Annotated in this window: 14 protein-coding genes; 12 read left to right on the forward strand and 2 right to left on the reverse strand. The window is 64.8% G+C overall.

Annotated features, from left to right (window positions below; genetic code table 11):
• The first annotated feature begins 34 nt into the window (after positions 1–34).
• From GGR73_RS01670 to GGR73_RS01680, 3 genes are all read left to right on the forward strand, one after another.
• Entirely contained in the window at positions 35–493 is a 459-nt protein-coding gene (locus tag GGR73_RS01670; protein ID WP_046345877.1) for a hypothetical protein, read from the forward strand.
• Positions 494–533: 40 nt separating this feature from the next.
• A complete protein-coding gene (locus GGR73_RS01675) occupies positions 534–2,117 on the forward strand; it encodes a tetratricopeptide repeat-containing sulfotransferase family protein (protein ID WP_184455365.1) in 1,584 nt (527 codons plus the stop codon).
• Positions 2,118–2,498: 381 nt separating this feature from the next.
• The gene (locus GGR73_RS01680) at positions 2,499–5,351 is read left to right on the forward strand and encodes a TonB-dependent receptor (protein WP_184455366.1); all 2,853 of its coding nucleotides are present in this window, start codon (positions 2,499–2,501) and stop codon (positions 5,349–5,351) included.
• Positions 5,352–5,521: 170 nt separating this feature from the next.
• Here the strand turns inward: GGR73_RS01680 and GGR73_RS01685 are convergent, their stop codons facing one another.
• Complete coding sequence (locus GGR73_RS01685; protein ID WP_184455368.1) at positions 5,522–7,603, reverse strand: 3-hydroxyacyl-CoA dehydrogenase NAD-binding domain-containing protein; 2,082 nt, start codon at positions 7,601–7,603, stop codon at positions 5,522–5,524.
• 235 nt (positions 7,604–7,838) lie between these two features.
• Between GGR73_RS01685 and rpoE the strand changes: the two genes are divergently transcribed.
• From rpoE to recO, 9 genes are all read left to right on the forward strand, one after another.
• On the forward strand, positions 7,839–8,459 hold the full coding sequence (gene rpoE / locus GGR73_RS01690; protein ID WP_046342100.1) for an RNA polymerase sigma factor RpoE: 621 nt from the start codon (positions 7,839–7,841) through the stop codon (positions 8,457–8,459).
• On the forward strand, positions 8,456–9,346 hold the full coding sequence (locus GGR73_RS01695) for a sigma-E factor negative regulatory protein (protein WP_184455370.1): 891 nt from the start codon (positions 8,456–8,458) through the stop codon (positions 9,344–9,346). Before rpoE ends, GGR73_RS01695 begins: the two co-directional genes overlap by 4 nt.
• Positions 9,347–9,455: 109 nt before the next feature.
• The gene (locus GGR73_RS01700; RefSeq protein ID WP_184455372.1) at positions 9,456–11,033 is read left to right on the forward strand and encodes a DegQ family serine endoprotease; all 1,578 of its coding nucleotides are present in this window, start codon (positions 9,456–9,458) and stop codon (positions 11,031–11,033) included.
• Positions 11,034–11,522: 489 nt separating this feature from the next.
• Entirely contained in the window at positions 11,523–13,313 is a 1,791-nt protein-coding gene (lepA, locus tag GGR73_RS01705) for a translation elongation factor 4 (protein WP_024938035.1), read from the forward strand.
• Between the two features lie 104 nt (positions 13,314–13,417).
• Entirely contained in the window at positions 13,418–14,218 is an 801-nt protein-coding gene (lepB, locus tag GGR73_RS01710; protein WP_011036465.1) for a signal peptidase I, read from the forward strand.
• Positions 14,218–14,625 carry a DUF4845 domain-containing protein gene (locus tag GGR73_RS01715; RefSeq protein WP_102581087.1) on the forward strand — a complete coding sequence of 136 codons (408 nt, stop codon included), beginning with the start codon at positions 14,218–14,220 and terminating at the stop codon, positions 14,623–14,625. The genes lepB and GGR73_RS01715 overlap by 1 nt, the downstream gene beginning before the upstream one ends.
• Positions 14,615–15,295 (forward strand): ribonuclease III, encoded by a 681-nt coding sequence (gene rnc, locus GGR73_RS01720; protein WP_039511552.1) that lies wholly within the window; start codon positions 14,615–14,617, stop codon positions 15,293–15,295. The genes GGR73_RS01715 and rnc overlap by 11 nt, the downstream gene beginning before the upstream one ends.
• Entirely contained in the window at positions 15,292–16,191 is a 900-nt protein-coding gene (era, locus tag GGR73_RS01725) for a GTPase Era (protein WP_024938032.1), read from the forward strand. The genes rnc and era overlap by 4 nt, the downstream gene beginning before the upstream one ends.
• A 247-nt stretch (positions 16,192–16,438) precedes the next feature.
• Positions 16,439–17,161, forward strand: a complete 723-nt coding sequence (recO, locus tag GGR73_RS01730) for a DNA repair protein RecO (RefSeq protein ID WP_065031839.1) — start codon at positions 16,439–16,441, stop codon at positions 17,159–17,161.
• A gap of 185 nt (positions 17,162–17,346) precedes the next feature.
• On the opposite strand, the gene GGR73_RS01735 is transcribed toward recO, so the two are convergent.
• Positions 17,347–18,069 carry a response regulator gene (locus GGR73_RS01735; RefSeq protein ID WP_104552925.1) on the reverse strand — a complete coding sequence of 241 codons (723 nt, stop codon included), beginning with the start codon at positions 18,067–18,069 and terminating at the stop codon, positions 17,347–17,349.
• Positions 18,070–18,138: the final 69 nt, after the last annotated feature.

The following is an 18,138-nucleotide window of genomic DNA, read 5'->3' on the forward strand; positions in this document are numbered from 1 at the left end:
TGCTCTGCTGCAATCGACGAGTGAAGATGCGCGCATGCACAAGCGAGTGGTGTTGGGGCTGACGGTGTTGAGCTGCGCCTGGGCGGCATCGGCGCAGGACGTGCCGACGCATCGCTGTGCCGCAGTACTCGATCCCTTGCCGCGGCTGGCCTGCTATGACGCCAGCTTCCCGCCAACGCAGGCGGTGCGGGCGGCGGAGGCGGACAGGGCAGTCAGGGCATTCGGCCGCAGCAGCCAACAGGCCTCGGCAGCGACAGGCGCGCAGCAGTCAGCGCCTGCGCAACTCACCGCAAAGGTGCTTGCAGTGGCGTATCAGCCAGACGGTACGCGCATCGTGTCGCTGGACAGTCGCCAGCGTTGGGCGCTGACGGAAGCGACCAGCCGCGGGCCGCTGGCCGACGGCGAGATCGTGGTGATCCGCAAGGCCGCAATGGGAAGCTACATGCTGGTGACCGCTGCCGGTGTGGCACTACGTGCCCGCCGCATCGACTAGCCAGGCCACCGACGGCATCGCAACAGACAGAAGAGAATGGATGACTGAGAGACCGCTACGCGCCCTGTTGCACAACGGGTATCAACTGCTGCGTCAGGGACGTTATGCCGAGGCAGCTGTGTTCGCCGACCGCGCCTGCGCAGAGCAGCCAGGCAATGCGCATCTGCTGGAGCTTGCCAGCGAAGCCCGGTTGGCCAACGGCGATCCGCAGGCCGCAGCCGACCGCATCGCACAGGCTGCGGCGGTTACAACGTCACCGCTCCCGCTATTGATCAAACACGCCAGTTTGCTGCTGCAGCTGCGTCGCCGCCGCGAGGCCCGGCTCGTCGCCGGCCAGGCACAGGCGCTGGCCGCCGCCGACGGCGCTGCATGGTGGCGGATCGGCGCGCTGTACAGCGGCTGCCACGAGGTGGCGGCCGCCCGTGATGCGTACCGGCATGCGATGACATTGCTGGGAGAACAGCCCGGCTTGCTGTACGACCTCGCCACCATGCAGTTCTTTGGCGGTGAATTCGATGCGGCTGAGCGCACCCTGGAGCGGCTATTGCAACTGGCACCCGGCACGGGAGATGCCTTGTACCTGCGCGCCACGCTCCGGCGCCAGACCGGGCAGCACAACCACCTGGACGATCTGCGTCACCGCTTGACCACGCTGTCGGAACCGTCCGCCCGAGCGGCCGGCCTATACGCCCTGAGCAAGGAGCTGGAGGACCTGGGCCAGCATGCGGAGTCGTTCGAGACATTGACCGCCGCAGCGGCCTGCAAGCGCAAGACTCTGCAGTACGACGTTGCTGCCGAGTGTGCGCATATTGCCCAGGTGCGCGACGCATACATCCCGGCTGCCTTGAGCGCACTGCAGCCCGGTCATGCGGGCGAGGGAGCGATCTTCATCGTCGGTTTGCCACGCTCCGGCACCACCTTGCTGGAGCGCCTGCTGATCCAGCGCGGCGGTGCACGCTCGGCCGGGGAGCTGATGGATTTCGGTGTGCTGCTCGGCAGTGCGACCTCCGGCGTACTGTCGACCAATCCCGAACTGACCGCCGCCCAGGCATCGCTGCAGATCGATTTCGCGGCGCTTGGGCAGGAGTATCTGCGCGGCGCCCGTGAGCTAGTGCACGACCATCCGGTGTTCATCGACAAGATGCCGGTCAATTACCTGTATTGCGGCATGATTGCTGCCGCGCTGCCACGCGCGCGCATCATCCATCTGGTGCGCGATCCGCTGGACACCTGTTATGCGATGTACAAGACCTTGTTCTACAACGCCTATCCGTTCTCGTACGCGCTCGATGAGCTCGCGGATTACTACCTGGCCTACCAACAGACCATGCGGCACTGGCATGCGGTGCTGCCCGGCGCCATTTTCGACGTGCACTACGAAGAGTTGGTGCGCGACACCGACCAGCAGATCACGCGGGTGCTGAGCTGGTGCGGGCTGGCGCGCAGCGACACCATCGCCGAACTGGAGCATGTGCCGTTCGTGACCGCGAGCGCGGCGCAGGTGCGCGGCGATGTCCACCAACGCTCGGTGCATAGCTCTCGCCGGCATCTGGACGGACTGCTGCCGTTGTTGAGGCGACTTCAGGCAGCTGGCGTGATCGTGCCCGGCACCGAAGTGGTGTAGCGATTGGCGCTGGCCGATCCACCGGTCCAATCCTTCGAGTGAGCGCGCCGCCGGCTCGCGAGCCACGAGCGAACACACGTGGCGGCATCGAGCCCTACATCAGACACCGGCGGCAAAGGGCCACTTTTGCCTGACTTCCGCACTGTTTTGGGGATTCGTCGCACCGATTCGGAGCATTTCTGAATGGCGCTTTAATTCTCCTCAACGTGGTCTTAACATCGGGTTGGCAACGTTTTTTCGGGCGCTCTTTCGTCCGGCCGTTCGCCAGTGTGGAAGCGCAGGTTGATGCGCTTGCCAACAACGTCGCAGCACGTGCCGGCATTGCCTCAGATGCCGATGCAGTGCGTCGCGCTCACCCGTTCGAACTTCTCGGAGAGAGAGATGAGATTGAAGACCACCAAGCTGCGCGACGCCATCCGGGTATCGCTCACGGTTGGCGCTGCCGCATTTGCCCTGTCGGGAACCGTGATCGCGCAGGAGCAGCCCTCGACGGAACTCAAGAGCCTGGACGCGATCAGTGTCACCGGTACGCGCATCAAGAGCCAGACGATGACTGCCTCCAGTCCGGTGGCAGAGATCAACAAGGAGGAATTCCAGTACACCGGCTCGACCAAGGTCGAAGATCTGATCAACCAGTACCCGCAGCTCTCGGCGAGCTTCGACAACTTCGCCAACAATGGCTCGCAGGGGTATGCGACCGTCGATCTGCGTGGATTGGGCGCGCAGCGCACCTTGACCCTGGTCAACGGCAGGCGCATTCCCAAAGGCATCGGCGAGAGTCCGGACATCAGCATCATTCCGGCAGCGCTGGTGCGCCGCGTGGACATCCTGACCGGCGGCGCCTCGGCGGTGTACGGCTCCGATGCCGTCGCCGGCGTGGTCAATTTCGTGCTCGACGACGAGTTCGAAGGTGTCAGTGTCGACATGGGCTACAACGCCTACCAGCACGACAACGGCAACACCTTGATGCGCGGTCTGATGGACGACGCCGGTTACGATTATCCGACTGGAAACTCCGGTTTCGACGGCATCTCCCGCAATGTAGACCTGGCCATCGGCGGCAGCTTCGGCGAAGCGGGGCATGCCACCGCATGGGCCACCTGGCGCGAGAACGATCCACTGCTGCAAGGCCAGCGCGATTACTCCGCATGCGCATTGAGCAACCGCGGCACCGCCTGCGGCGGCTCTGCCACCGCAGATCCGGCCAACTTCTACGTCGTCGCTCCGTCGGCTGGCGCGTTCTACGTGCAGCCCTCAGCCGGCGGCACCTGGTCGCAGGTCGCATCCCCGAATCTCTACAACTTCGCGCCGTTGAATTACTACCAGCGTCCGGATACGCGCTACACGGCCGGCACCAACATCAAGTACGAGGTCAACGAGCACTTCAAGCCCTATCTCGAAACCCTGTTCGTCAACCGCAAGAGTTCGACCCAGATCGCGCCGTCGGGCGCGTTTTTCACTGACCTCAACGTCAACTGCGCCACCTCGGTGATCGGTAGCCTGTGCAACGATGTGGGCATCACCGACGACGAGTTCACCGTCTACGTGGCCAAGCGCAACGTCGAAGGCGGCCCGCGCATCACCGACTCGGATACCAACAGTTTCAGCATCACCACCGGCGCCCAGGGCGACATCAACGACAACTGGTCGTACGACGCCTCGTTCACCTACAACCGCAGCACCACCAAGTCGGAAAACAGGAACGACTTCGTGACCACGCGCGTCCGCGATGCACTACTGGGCTGCCAGCCTGGTTCGTTCGATGGCTGCGTGCCCTACAGCGTGTGGACCGACAGTGTCACCGCAGCAGAGGCAGAGGCATTGCAGGGCGTGGGTATCGTCAACTACGAAACCTCGATGCGCGTGTTCAACGCCTATGTGACCGGCAATTTCGGCTACAGCCTGCCGTGGGCCGGCGATAACCCGATCAGTCTGGTCGGTGGTGTCGAGACCCGCAACGAGACCTTCAAGCGGGTGGCCGACAGCAACATGCAGACCGGCAACTTCACCGGCCTGGGTGGCCCGACCTCCAATGTGTCCGGCGACATCGGCGTCAAGGAACTGTTCCTCGAAGGCGCGGTGCCGCTGGTGGCGCAGGCCGGTAGCCTGGATCACCTCGACATGCAGCTTGGCTATCGCTATTCGGACTACGACACCTCCGGTGGCGTGAGTACCTACAAGGCCGGTCTGGGTGCAACATTCGTCGATGGTAAGTACCACCTGCGCGCCGGCTGGAACCGTGCGATCCGCGCTCCGAACGTGACCGAGCTGTATAACGAAAATACGATCGGGCTATGGAGCGGTAGCGACCCGTGCGCCGGTGCCAATCCGGTCTTCACCCAGGCCCAGTGCGCCAACACCGGTGTGACTGCGGCGCAATACGGCCGCGTTGCAGCCAACCCGGCCGGCCAGTACAACGAGATCGGCGGCGGCAATACGACATTGCAGCCGGAAACGGCCAATACCTGGACCGTCGGTTTTGCCGCCAGCCCGATCAAGGGGCTCGATCTGAGCGTGGATTACTACGACATCAAGATCGACGACGCGATCCGCAGCATCGGCTCTTCCAACATCCTTACCGCATGCGGCGTGACCGGTAATGCGGATATCTGCAGCCGCGTGCGCCGCAATGCCACCACGGGCGATCTGTTCCGCGGTAGCGACCCGGACGTGTCCGGTCTGATCCTCAATTCCCAGGATAATTTTGGTTCGCTGCATTTCCAGGGCGTGGATCTGACCGCATCGTATGCCTGGAGCGTCGGCGCCGGGCGCCTGACCGCCTCGATGATGGGCAGCTACGCCATCAAGCAGGAGTACGAGCCGGTTCCGGGTGTGCAGGAAGTGACCTACGACTGCGCGGGCGTGGTCAACGTGGCCTGCAACAGTGCCGAATGGCGGCATGTGCTGAGCACGCGCTACAGCTTCGATCGCTACACCGTCGGGCTGCGCTGGCGCTATATCGGTGAGCTGGATTACCAGAACACCGACGGCACCCGTGGCACAACCGACGTACGCCTGGTGAACCAGGGCAACAAGGTGTCGGCATACAACTACTTCGACCTGTCCGGTTCGATGCAGTTGGGCGATTACGTCACCTGGACCTTGGGCATCAACAACATCGCCGACAAGGAGCCGCCGCTGGTGGGCGGCAGCCTGACCTTCAACGGCAACTCGCTCGCCGGTTACGACCAGGCGGGTCGTTACTTCTTCACCAGTGTGGGTCTGCGTTTCTGAGGCACGTTGCAAGCTGGTAAAAACAACGGCGAGCCTCGGCTCGCCGTTGTTGTTTGTTGCCTGCGACCGCGTGTGTCGATGGCTTGCCGCGCTGCAACCTGCAGATCACCCCAGTCGCCGATCGCCCCCCGCTTGCGTGTCTGATCGACGTCGAAGACAGCGTCGACGGCTCACGCCACCGGTTCACGCAGCAACGGCGACCGCCAGCCCGGGCGCGGTGCGAAACGCTCGCCATAGCGCGCCTGCAGTGCCTGCAGACGTGCCAGCAAGGCGTCGGCGCCGACACTGCGGATGTGCTGGATCGGGCCGCCGCGGAACGGGGCAAAGCCGGTGCCGAAGATCACGCCGGCGTCGAGCAGGTCCGCATCGGCCACCACGCCGTCGTGCAGGCAGGCGACCGCTTCGTTGAGCAGCGGCAGGATCAGGCGATCTTCCAGGTCTGCCGGCGCCTCGTAGCCGCTGGCGACCTCGGGCTTGACCGCGCGCCCGTTCTCCCACTTGTACAGGCCCTGGCCGTCCTTCTTGCCGCGCTTGCCCGGCTCTACAGTGGCCAGCGCCGCCGGAATCGGCAGGTGCAGGAACGGTGCGAGCTCCGCGCCCACGCCGGCGGCAACGTCCAGCCCCACCGTGTCGATCAGTTCGATCGGCCCCATCGGCATGCCGAACTTCACCGCGGTCTTGTCCAGCACCGGGCCCGGTACGCCTTCGGCATAGGCGGTGGCCGCTTCGAGCAGGTACGGGAACAGCACGCGATTGACCAGGAAGCCCGGCGTGCCGGCCACCGGTACCGGGAACTTGTCCAGCGCCTTGCAGAATGCCGCCAGGCGCGCGACGTTGGCCGGATCCAGCCCGTCGTGCTGCACGATTTCCACCAGCGGCATCATCGATACCGGATTGAAGTAGTGCAGGCCGGCAAACTGCGACGGGCGCTGGATATGCCCGCGGAGCTCGGTCAACGGAATCGACGAGGTGTTGGTGGTCAGCAAGGCATCGGGCTTGAGCTGCGGCTCGATGGACTGATACAGCTCGCGCTTGGCCTGCGGGTTCTCGATGATCGCTTCGATCACCAGGTCCGCCTGCGCCACGCCCGCGCCGGCCAGGTCGCCACGCAGGCGCGCCGCCACCGCCGGCCGCTTGGCCTCGTCCTTGACGCGCTTGGCGAACAACTCGCCGCCGCGGCCCAGCGCCGTATCGATGAAGCGCTGCTCGCGATCCTGCAGCGTCACCTCGAAGCCCTTGTACGCCGCCCAGGCCGCGATATCGCCGCCCATCACGCCGGCGCCGACCACATGCACATGGCGGATCGGAGCCAGCGCCTCAGCGCCGGCATCCTTGCCGCCCAGTGCCTTCAGGCGCTCGGTGAGAAAGAAGATGCGGATCAGGTTGCGTGCGGTCGGCGTGCTGGCGAGCTTGACCACCGCCTTGCGCTCGGCCGCCAGGCGCGCCTGGATGCCGCTGCCGCCGGCCCGTTCCCACACGTTGATCAGGGCGTAGGGCGCCGGGTAATGCTCCTTGCGCGCCTTGCGTGCGACCTGCTTGCGCATCTGTGGCGCCAGCAGCTTGCGCGCGAGCAAGGTATTGGTGGCCCACGCGGTGGCGCGCTGCTTGAACGGGCGTTTGCTGCCGGTGAGCGCCAGCGCGGCCGCGACATCGACCAGCACTGCGGGCGCGGCGACCTTGTCGACCAGGCCCATCGCGCGTGCGGCCTTGGCCGCGACGGTGCGGCCGGTCAGCATCAGGTCCATCGCCGCCGGCGCGCCGATCAGGCGCGGCAAGCGGGCGCTGCCGCCCCAGCCGGGGAAGATGCCGAGCTTGGTTTCCGGCAGGCCGATGCGCGTGCCGATATCGTCGGAGGCCACGCGATACCGGCAGGCCAGCGCAATCTCGGTGCCGCCGCCCATGCAGAAGCCATGGATCGCCGCCACCGTGGGGCAGGGCAGTTCGGCCAGCTTCTGGAAGACGCTCTGGCCGCGATGGATCGCATCGTTGACGGTGCCCTTGCGGTCGAACTCCTGGAATTCCTTCAGGTCGGCGCCGGCGATGAAGCCGTTGGGCTTGCCCGAGCGCAGCACCACGCCCTTGGGCGGGTCCAGCGCCAGACGTTCGACCAGCGCGCCCAGCTCGAGCAGCACCTCCTGCGAAAACGCGTTGACCGGTGCGCCCTGGCGATCAAGGCTGAGCACGACCACGCCGTCCTCGCGCAGGTCGGCCTGCCAATGGCTGAATCGGAGCCCGTCGAAACCTGGAAGCATGCGTCTGGCCGTCCGGAGATATAAGGAAAGGTCGTTATCATCCAGAGGTTGTTTCCTTCACGTCAAATACCCATACCTGTCGGCAGGGCGGCGCGCGCCTCGTGCGAGGCGTCGCCAGTGGCGCATCGGTGCAGCTAGTCTGATGCGTGACGATCGTCCGGGTCGGTATGAACTTTTCTTTTCATTGGTTGTCTCATTGCCCGACTTCGGTGGGCTGACAGGAGTGCGGCCCGACATGGCCGAAGTCGATATACCTCAGGAGCTGGACCTGGAACTGGTCCGGCGTGTGCAGCGCGGCGAGAGCGCAGCGTTCGATGTGCTGGTGCGCAAATACCAGCACCGCATCGTTGCGTTGATCGGGCGCTACATCGCCGACTGGAGCGAGTGCCAGGACGTGGCCCAGGATACGTTTGTGCGCGCCTACCGCGCGATCAACAGTTTCCGTGGCGACTCCCAGTTCTATACCTGGTTGCACCGCATTGCCGTCAACACTGCCAAGAACCATCTGGTTGCGCACAACCGCCGCCCGCCCACCGACGATATCGAGATCAGCGATGCCGAACAGTTCGATGGTGCCACCCGCCTGCGCGATACCGACACTCCGGAGCGCGAATTGATGCGACAGGAGCTGGAACAAACGGTGATGCGTGCGGTCCAAGCCCTGCCGGAAGAACTTCGGTCGGCCATCACCCTGCGCGAGGTGGAGGGGCTGAGCTACGACGAAATCGCGCGAAAGATGGATTGCCCGATCGGAACGGTGCGCTCGCGCATCTTCCGGGCGCGCGAGGCCATCGACATCGAGCTGCGGCCTCTGTTGGAGACCGAAAGCGCCACCCGTGAGCGACACCGTGTATGAGCCATAACCCTGCCATGTCCACCACCGACAAGTTCGAGCGTCACTACCGTCAGCAGCTGTCTGCGCTGGTGGATGGCGAATTGAGCGCCGACGAGTCGCGCTTCCTGCTGCGCCGCCTGGCCCACGACGAGGAACTGGCCGGCTGCCACGAGCGTTGGCAGCTATGTGGCGATGTGCTGCGCGGTGCGGCCAGCGCGCCGGCACCGCTGGATTTTGCCGCGCGCGTGCGCAGTGCCATTGCCGATGAGCCGGTGCCGCAGGCGCAGCCATCCACGCGTCCGGTCACGCGCTGGCGCTGGGGGGGGGGCGCAGCGATCGCGGCATCGGTCGCTGCAATCGCCCTGTTCATGGCGCGCGAGCGCCTGCCCGAGACCGTACCGCCGGCCGAGCAGGTCCCGGTGTTCGCCACGACAGCGCAGCTGCCGGCGGCCACGCAGGCCCCCACCACGCCTGCAGCGCCGAAGGCTCCGGCCGAGCCCGGTCCGGTCGCTCCCGATGAGGTGGCCGCGCTGGCCGCAGCGGTGCCGGCCGCCGCGCTGGCATCCACGCGCCGTGGCGCGGCCACACGCAACCAGCAGGTCGCCCGCAGCGTCGCTTCGCGTCAGCAGCAGTTGCCGACCCGCATGCTGGCGTCCGCTGCTCCTGCTGCGACGACGGCTACGGCCGGTGCGGTGTCGCCATCGAATCCGTTCACGCATCCGGATACCACCTTGCAGGCACGCCCATGGCCGCGCGCGGCGCTGTCCGGTGCCGGTGAAAGTCCGCTCAATGCCAGCTTCCGCCAAGGCGGACAGGGCACCGCGTTCTATCCGTTCGAGCCTGCGCCGCAGGGTGTTGCCAGCCCCGCGCCCAACCGGCCGCTGCCGGTGCAGCCGCCGCAGGATTGATGCCGCCGCCGATCTTCATCCGTTCGGCGCCCTCCCTCCCGTTATCGTGCCGGACCCCTGCAGTGGCAGGGGCTTTGGCCCCTGTCGCCCTGCCATCGGAGGCAACCTGATGAACCATCGCATTCGCACCCAGATGTTCGGCCTGATCGCCATGACCCTGCCGCTGGCCGCCTGCGCGCAGCAGTCCGCGCCCACGGCCAAGGATGTTGCCCCGATTGCCGCCAACCGCAGCGCCACCCCGGCTCCGCAGCTGGTGGCCGGCTTGCCGGACTTCACCAATCTGGTCGAGCAGGTCGGCCCGGGTGTGGTCAATATCGAAACCACCATCACTCGCAAGGACGCCATGGCGCGCCAGCGGCGCGGTGGGCAGGACGGCGGCGCGATGCCCGGCGACGAGCAGATGCCGGATTTCTTCCGCCGCTTCTTCGGGCCGGATTTCCAGATGCCGGGCGGGCCGCGGCAGGGGCCGGGCCAGGGCGGCGATGACGATGGCGGCATCGCCGGCAAGTCGATGGGCTCGGGCTTCATCATTTCGGCCGACGGCTATGTGCTGACCAACCACCATGTGGTCGATGGCGCCAGCGAGGTCACCGTCAAGCTGACCGACCGCCGCGAGTTCAAGGCCAAGGTGGTCGGCAGCGACGAGCAGTTCGACGTGGCGCTGCTCAAGATCGAGGCCAAGGGCCTGCCGACGGTGCGCCTGGGCGATTCCAACACGCTCAAGCCGGGCCAGTGGGTGGTGGCGATCGGCTCGCCGTTCGGCCTGGACCACTCGGTCACCGCCGGCATCGTCAGTGCCACCGGGCGCAGTACTGGTGGGCAGGAACAGCGCTATGTACCGTTCATCCAGACCGATGTGGCGATCAACCAGGGCAACTCCGGCGGCCCGCTGCTCAACACGCGCGGCGAGGTTGTAGGCATCAATTCGCAGATCTTCTCCGCGTCGGGCGGCTACATGGGCATTAGCTTCGCGATCCCGATCGACCTGGCCTTCAGTGCTGCCGAGCAGATCAAGGCTACCGGCCACGTGAGTCGCGGGATGCTGGGCGTGCAGGTTGGTGCGATCGACTCGCTGAAGGCGCAGGGCCTGGGCCTGCCGGATACGCGCGGCGCGCTGGTCAACGACATTCCGCCCGGCAGCCCGGCGGGAAAGGCCGGGGTCGAAGTCGGCGATGTGATCACCGCGGTCAACGGCAAGCCGATCGATGTGGCCAGCGACCTGCCGCCGATGATCGGGCTGATGATGCCGGGTACCAAGGTCAAACTCGACGTCCTGCGCGATGGCAAGCAGCGTCAAGTGTCGGTCGTCCTGGCGCCGTTGCAGCAGGATGGTGGCGACAACGCTTCGCCGCGTACTGCAGCGGCCGACGCCAAGCCTGAAGCCCCGGCCAGTGTGGCGTTGCTGGGCTTGCAGGTGGTGGACCTGACCGCCGCCGAGCGGAGCCAGTTAGGCCTGGAAGCGGGCGAGGGCGTAAGGATTGCTGCGGTCACTGGGGCTGCGGCGCGCAGCACCCAGCCGCCGCTGTCGCCGGGCCTTGTCATTGCCCGTGTTGGCCGTACAAAGGTCGGTAGTGTTGCCGAGTTGAATCGCGCACTCAAGGCTTACAAAGCAGGTGATGTAATTATGCTGCTTGTGACAAATGGACAATCAACAAGCTACGTTGCCATCAAAACATTTACTGATTAATCAATCGGTTAGATAAGAAATAAGGTCGACCTTCGTCGACCTTATTTCTTGTGACCTCAGGCCGCGTAGACCCACCAACATCTCAGAGTTTTAGAGTCGCAGCAGTACATCTGGCCGCCACTAGCACTAACTTGGCACAAAACATCTGCATACGACTCAGAAAATCGATCTTGCATTTCCCGCGCGCTGTAATTTCCTTCGAGTTCGGACTTGAGATTAATCGTCGGCTCTTTCGTCTTTTGCTCGCCAGCCATTCCAGTGATAGCTGTAGAGAAAAAAAGAAGCGAAGCTAGAAGGAGTCTCGAATTGGACCTGGTCAAAGATACGTTCACTTCCATTCCTTAGTAGTTAACGGCAAATTTTATCTACTTAAAAACTGCCAGTTTGTCAAGGGATTTTTCTGAGCATCATGAGTGGCCAGCCGTGCGACAATGCTGCGTTACCCTGACGACGGCACCGCCGGCGCCCACCTCAATGTCCTCTGATTCAATGCGGAATATCCGCAACTTCTCCATCATCGCCCACGTCGACCACGGTAAATCCACCCTGGCCGACCGGATCATCCAGCTGTGCGGCGGCCTGCAGGCGCGCGAGATGGAGGCCCAGGTCCTGGACTCCAACCCGATCGAGCGCGAACGCGGCATCACCATCAAGGCGCAGTCGGTGTCCTTGCCGTATACGGCCAAGGACGGGCAGGTCTACCACCTGAACTTCATCGACACCCCCGGGCATGTGGACTTCTCCTATGAAGTCAGCCGCTCGCTGGCCGCCTGCGAAGGCGCGCTGCTGGTGGTGGATGCGGCCCAGGGCGTGGAAGCACAGTCGGTCGCCAACTGCTACACCGCGGTGGAGCAGGGCCTGGAAGTGGTGCCGGTGCTCAACAAGATCGACCTGCCGACCGCCGACATCGAGCGGGCCAAGGCCGAGATCGAAGCGGTGATCGGCATCGACGCCGAAGACGCGGTGGCGGTCAGCGCCAAGACCGGTCTGAACATCGATCTGGTGCTGGAAGCGATCGTGCAGCGGATTCCGCCGCCCAAGCCGCGCGACACCGACAAGCTGCAGGCGCTGATCATCGACTCCTGGTTCGACAACTACCTGGGCGTGGTGTCGCTGGTGCGCGTGATGCAGGGCGAGATCAAGCCGGGCAGCAAGATCCTGGTGATGTCCACCGGCCGTACTCATCTTGTCGACAAGGTCGGCGTGTTCACGCCCAAGCGCAAGGAGCTTGCCGCGCTGGGCGCCGGTGAAGTGGGCTGGATCAACGCATCGATCAAGGACGTGCATGGCGCACCGGTCGGCGACACGCTGACCCTGGCGGCCGACCCGGCGCCGCATGCGCTGCCCGGTTTCCAGGAAATGCAGCCGCGCGTGTTCGCCGGCCTGTTTCCGGTCGATGCCGAGGATTACCCGGATCTGCGCGAGGCGCTGGACAAGCTGCGCCTGAACGATGCGGCGCTGCGCTTCGAGCCGGAAAGCTCCGAAGCGATGGGCTTCGGCTTCCGCTGCGGCTTCCTTGGCATGCTGCACATGGAGATCGTGCAGGAGCGGCTGGAGCGCGAGTACAACCTCAACCTGATCTCGACCGCGCCGACCGTGGTCTACGAAGTGCTGAAGACCGACGGCAGCATCATCCCGATGGACAATCCATCCAAGCTGCCGCCGCTCAACAACGTGGAAGAGATCCGCGAGCCGATCATCCGCGCCAACATCCTCACCCCGCCCGATTACGTCGGCAACATCATCACCTTGTGCGAGGAAAAGCGCGGCACCCAGATCGGCATCAACTACCTGGGCAGCCAGGTGCAGATCAGCTACGAGTTGCCGATGGCCGAAGTGGTGCTGGATTTCTTCGACAAGCTCAAGTCGGTCTCGCGCGGTTACGCCTCGCTGGATTACCACTTCCTGCGTTTCGATGCCGGCCCGTTCGTGCGCGTGGATACGCTGATCAATGGCGACAAGGTCGATGCGCTGTCGATCATCGTGCACCGCAGCTACGCCGACCGGCGCGGCCGCGAACTGTGCGAAAAGATGAAGGATCTGATCCCGCGGCAGATGTTCGACGTGGCGATCCAGGCCGCCGTGGGCTCGCAAATCATCTCGCGCTCCACGGTCAAGGCGATGCGCAAGAACGTGTTGGCCAAGTGCTATGGTGGCGACGTTTCGCGCAAGAAGAAGCTGCTCGAAAAGCAAAAAGAAGGCAAGAAGCGCATGAAGCAGGTCGGCCGCGTGGAGATTCCGCAGGAAGCCTTCCTGGCTGTCTTGCAGATGGATAAGTAGCAGGGATTCGGGAGTCGTGATTGGGGATTGGCAACGACTTGCCAGCCCCGTGCTTTTGCGAATCCCCAATCTCCAATCCCAAATCCCGTTCCGAAGGAACATCAATGAAATGGTTTGAAATTGCCCTGGTTGTGTTGACGCTGGGCACCGGCTTCATCTGGCTGCTGGACAAGCTGTTCCTGGCCAAGCGCCGCGCGGCACGCGCCGGTCTGCTGGACAGCGAGCCTGCCATCATCGACTACTCGCGCGCTTTCTTTCCGGTGCTGGCGGTGGTGTTGATCCTGCGCAGCTTCGTGGCCGAGCCGTACAAGATTCCGTCCAGTTCGATGATGCCCAATCTGCTGATCGGCGATTTCATCCTGGTCAACAAGTTCGCTTACGGTTTCCGTCTGCCGATCACCAATACCAAGTTCATCCCGACCGGCGAGCCCAAGCGCGGCGACGTGGTGGTGTTCAAGCCGCCGCATGCGCCGGACCAGAACTGGATCAAGCGCGTGGTGGGTCTGCCGGGCGACAAGATCGGCTTCCACGGCGATACGCTGTACATCAACGACAAGCCGATGCGCTACACGGTCAAGGGCGAATACATCGGCAAGGGCAAGGGCGCCGAGATGACCGGCACCACCTTGCTGGTCGAGGATTTGCCGGGCCGCACCCACACGGTGCTGGAGTGGGTCGATCGCAACATGCCGGCCGGGCAGGGTGACTGGACCGTGCCGGCGGACAGCTATTTCGTGATGGGGGATAATCGCGACAACAGCGAAGACAGCCGGTTCTGGACCCAGACGCACTTCCTGCCGGAAGCCAACCTGCGCGGCAAGGCGTTCCTGATCTGGCTCAATTGCGAAGGGTGGTTCTGCAAGGGGAGTTTCGATCCGTCGCGGATCGGGACCGGAATCCAGTAATGCACGCACGGCGTGCCGGGGGAAGCACAATGAAGCGCAAGCAGAGCGGTATGACGTTGACGTCGTTCGTGGTGGTGCTGGCGGTGGTGGGGTTCGCGCTGTACATCGGAATGAAGCTGTTTCCGATGTACCAGGAATACTACGCAGTGCGTACGTCGATGAAGGGCCTGGCCAACGAAGGCGGCAGTGCCGACATGGATCCATCCAAGCTGCAGGACATGCTGTTCAAGCGTCTTGATATCAATGCATCCGAAAGCGTCAAGCGTGAGAACGTCAAGTTCGAACGCATCGAAGGTGGCTGGCGCATGAAGGTCAACTACGAAGTGCGGCGTGAGCTGGTCGGAAATCTCGACGTGGTCGGCAAGTTCGATACCACACAGGATCTGACGAGGCGTGGTGGCGAATAGGACTTTCCAGCGCGGCGATCCGATCGGGCATGCGTTTGCCGATCCGGGATTGCTCGCCCAGGCGCTGCGACACCGCAGCGCCGGGACACCGCATAACGAACGACTGGAATTTCTCGGCGACGGCATCGTCAACCTGCTGGTCGCCGAGGCGCTTTACCAGCGCTGGCCCAAGGCCGACGAAGGTGCATTGACCCGCGCGCGTGCCGAACTCGTACGCGAAGGGGCGCTGGCGGTGATCGGCCGCACCCTCAACCTGGGCGAGCGGCTGACGCTGGGCCCGGGCGAGCTGAAATCCGGCGGCCATCGACGTGATTCGATCCTGGCCGACGCGGTCGAGGCGATCGTCGCGGCGATCTATCTGGACTGCGGCTTCGAACGCTGCCGCGCGGTGGTGCTGCCGTGGTTCGAGCCTTCGCTGGCGGCGCTGCCGGTGGGCAAGGCCGAGAAAGACCCCAAGACCCGGCTGCAGGAATGGCTGCAGGCGCGGCAGCTGCCATTGCCCACTTACGCGCTGATCAGCGAAAGCGGCGACGAACATGCCAAGCAGTTCCACGTCGCCTGCATCCTGGAACAGCCCGTCGCCCGCGCCGAAGGCCAGGGCAGCTCGCGTCGCCTCGCCGAGCAACAGGCGGCCACCCTTGTCATCGCACAACTGGATTCCAACACGTGAGCGAAACCTCTTCCCCCCACCGTAGCGGCAGCGTTGCGGTGATCGGCCGGCCCAATGTCGGCAAGTCCACCCTGACCAACGCCCTGGTTGGCGCCAAGGTCAGCATCGTGTCTAACCGGCCGCAGACCACGCGCCATCGGTTGCTGGGCATTGCCACCTTTCCCGAAGGGCAGTTGGTGCTGGTCGACACGCCCGGACTGCATCGCGAGCAGAAGCGCGCCATGAACCGGGTGATGAACCGCGCCGCGCGCGGCTCGCTGGAAGGCGTGGACGCGGCAGTGCTGGTGATCGAAGCCGGCCGCTGGGACGACGAAGACACCCTGGCCTTCAAGGTCCTGAGCGACGCCGGAGTGCCGGTGGTGCTGGTGGTCAACAAGGTCGACCGGCTCAAGGACAAGACCGCGCTGTTCCCGTTCCTGGCCCAGGTCAGCGAGGGGCGCACGTTCGCTGCGGTGCATCCGGTGTCGGCGCTCAAGCGCAAGGGCCTGGAGGCGCTGGTCGGCGACCTGCTCAAGCTGGTACCGGAGGCCGAAGCGATGTTCGGCGAGGACGAGATCACCGACCGCAGCCAGCGCTTTCTGGCCGGGGAACTGGTGCGTGAGCAGTTGATGCGTCAGCTCGGCGAAGAACTGCCATATGCCACCACGGTGGAGATCGAACGCTTTGCCGAAGATGGCGCGCTGCTGCGCATCGGCGCGGTGATCTGGGTCGAACGCGAAGGCCAGAAGGCGATCGTGATCGGCAAGGGCGGTACCCGCCTGAAGGACATCGGCGGCAAGGCGCGCCTGCAGATGGAGCGCCTGTTCGGTGCCAAGGTATTCCTGGAGACCTGGGTGCGCGTGCGCGAAGGCTGGTCGGACGACGAAGCGGCATTGAAGGCGTTCGGATACGAGTGAGGCCCTGGCTGGCGCCAGTGCCAGTGCCAGTGCCGTGCTGACAGCCTGTCGATGCGGTCGCCGGCACCGGCACGGACATGGGGCTGCGATGCAAGCGATGTCCCGATGCACCGGATCGCGCCTGGCCATTGCGGCTGCTGCCGTCGACGGTTGCGACCAAACTGCGCTGCCGGCAGCGGCTCACGGCGGTCATCGCTGCTGGCCGCTCTTGTGTCCTGCAATCGCGCTCCTTGCCGCATAACAGACCATGCTGATCGAACACGAACGCGGTTTCATCCTGCATGTGCGGGCCTGGCGCGAGACCAGCCTGCTGGTGGAAGTGCTGACCGAGCAGCATGGCCGGGTCGGGCTGTTGGCGCGTGGGGTGCACGGGCCTCGCAAGCAGGCCTTGCGGGCCGCGCTGCAGCCACTGCAGTTGATCCAGTTCACTGCGGTGCAACGCGGCGAACTGGCCCAGCTGCGTCAGGCCGAGGCGCTGGACACCGCCCCCCGCCTGGCGGGCGAATCCATGCTGGCCGGCTTCTACATCAGTGAACTGCTGCTGCGCCTGGCGCCGCGCAACGACCCGGTGCCAGAGTTGTTCGATTGCTATGCGCAGGCGCGTGCGCATCTGGCATCCGGCCTGCCGCTGGCCTGGGGGCTGCGCCAGTTCGAGCGCGATGTGCTCGATGGCCTGGGCTTTGCGTTCGATCTGCAGCACGACCGCGACGGCCAGCCGATCGACCCGGCGGCGCGTTACCGTCTCGATCCGCAGGAGGGCGCGCTGCGCGTACTGAGCGAGGCGGTCGCGCAGGACCGGCGCGACACCGTCACCGGTGCGGCGCTGCTGGCGTTGGGCCAGGACGTCATGCCGGCGGCCGACGACATGCCGGGCCTGCGTCGCAGCATGCGGGGCGTGCTGCTGCATCACCTGAGTGGACGCGGGCTCAAATCCTGGGAGATGCTCGAGGATCTGGCGCGGCGGCGTTGAGGGTCGCAAGGCAGGTCTACCAGTCTTGCGAGCAGTCGCCGGATGCGCGTTGAACTCCATGCGGAACCATCGTCATGCATGGTGCTCAATGTCACCAGTTCCGATCGCCAACGCTGCGCCGGGCCCAGGGACACCGCTGCAGTCCTCCTTCAGTGCAGCAGTGCAGCCACCGCTGCAGTCCTCCTTCAGTGCAGCAGTGCAGCCACCGCCGCATGGAACTGGGTCTGCGCCGTGCTGGAATGCGGGTCGCCGCGCAGCAGGCGCACTGCGCCGGCAAGCCGTGCCGCGCCGACAAAACCGCAGCTGGCCTGCAGCCGATGCAGATGGCTGCGCAGTGCCTGATCGTCGCTGACCTGCAAGGCCGAATCCACCGCGTCGCGAGTGCCCGGCAACTCGGCCAGGAACAATTCGCGCAGCGCGTTGAGATGGTGTTGCTGGCCGTTGAGCGCGCTGAGCGCGGCCGCTTCGTCCCAATCGCTGGCGGCAATGTCGATCACGCCCACCGGCGCCACGCTGTAGCGGCCGCGCGCCAGCCCACGACGCACCGCCTGCAGCAGGCGCTCGGAGGTCAGCGGCTTCACCAGTAGCTCCAGAAAACCATCGGACTGCAGGCTGCGTTGCATGACCATGCTGGTGTCCGCGGTATGGGCCAGTGCAGGCACGTCCGGGTGCAGCAGGCGCAGTGCGCGCAGCAGGCCGCTGCCGGTGCCATCGGGAAGATTGACGTCGATCAGCCACAGGTCGTGGCGACGCGCGCGCGCACGGTCCAGTGCCGACGACAGCGAGTCTGCACAATCCACATGGGCGGGAAGACCTTCCAGCACCGCCTGCAGAAAGCCACGGCTGATCGGGTCGTCCTCTACCAGCAAGAGGCGTGGTTGGGGTTCCTGGCGTGTCGCCATGTTCATGCTGCCTCCTTGTCAGCGATGCCGCGTCCTAGCAGCCGCGTGCAGCGGAAGTGTGCCTGTGTTTGCGGG

The sequence above is a fragment of the Xanthomonas sp. F14 genome (assembly GCF_014199865.1).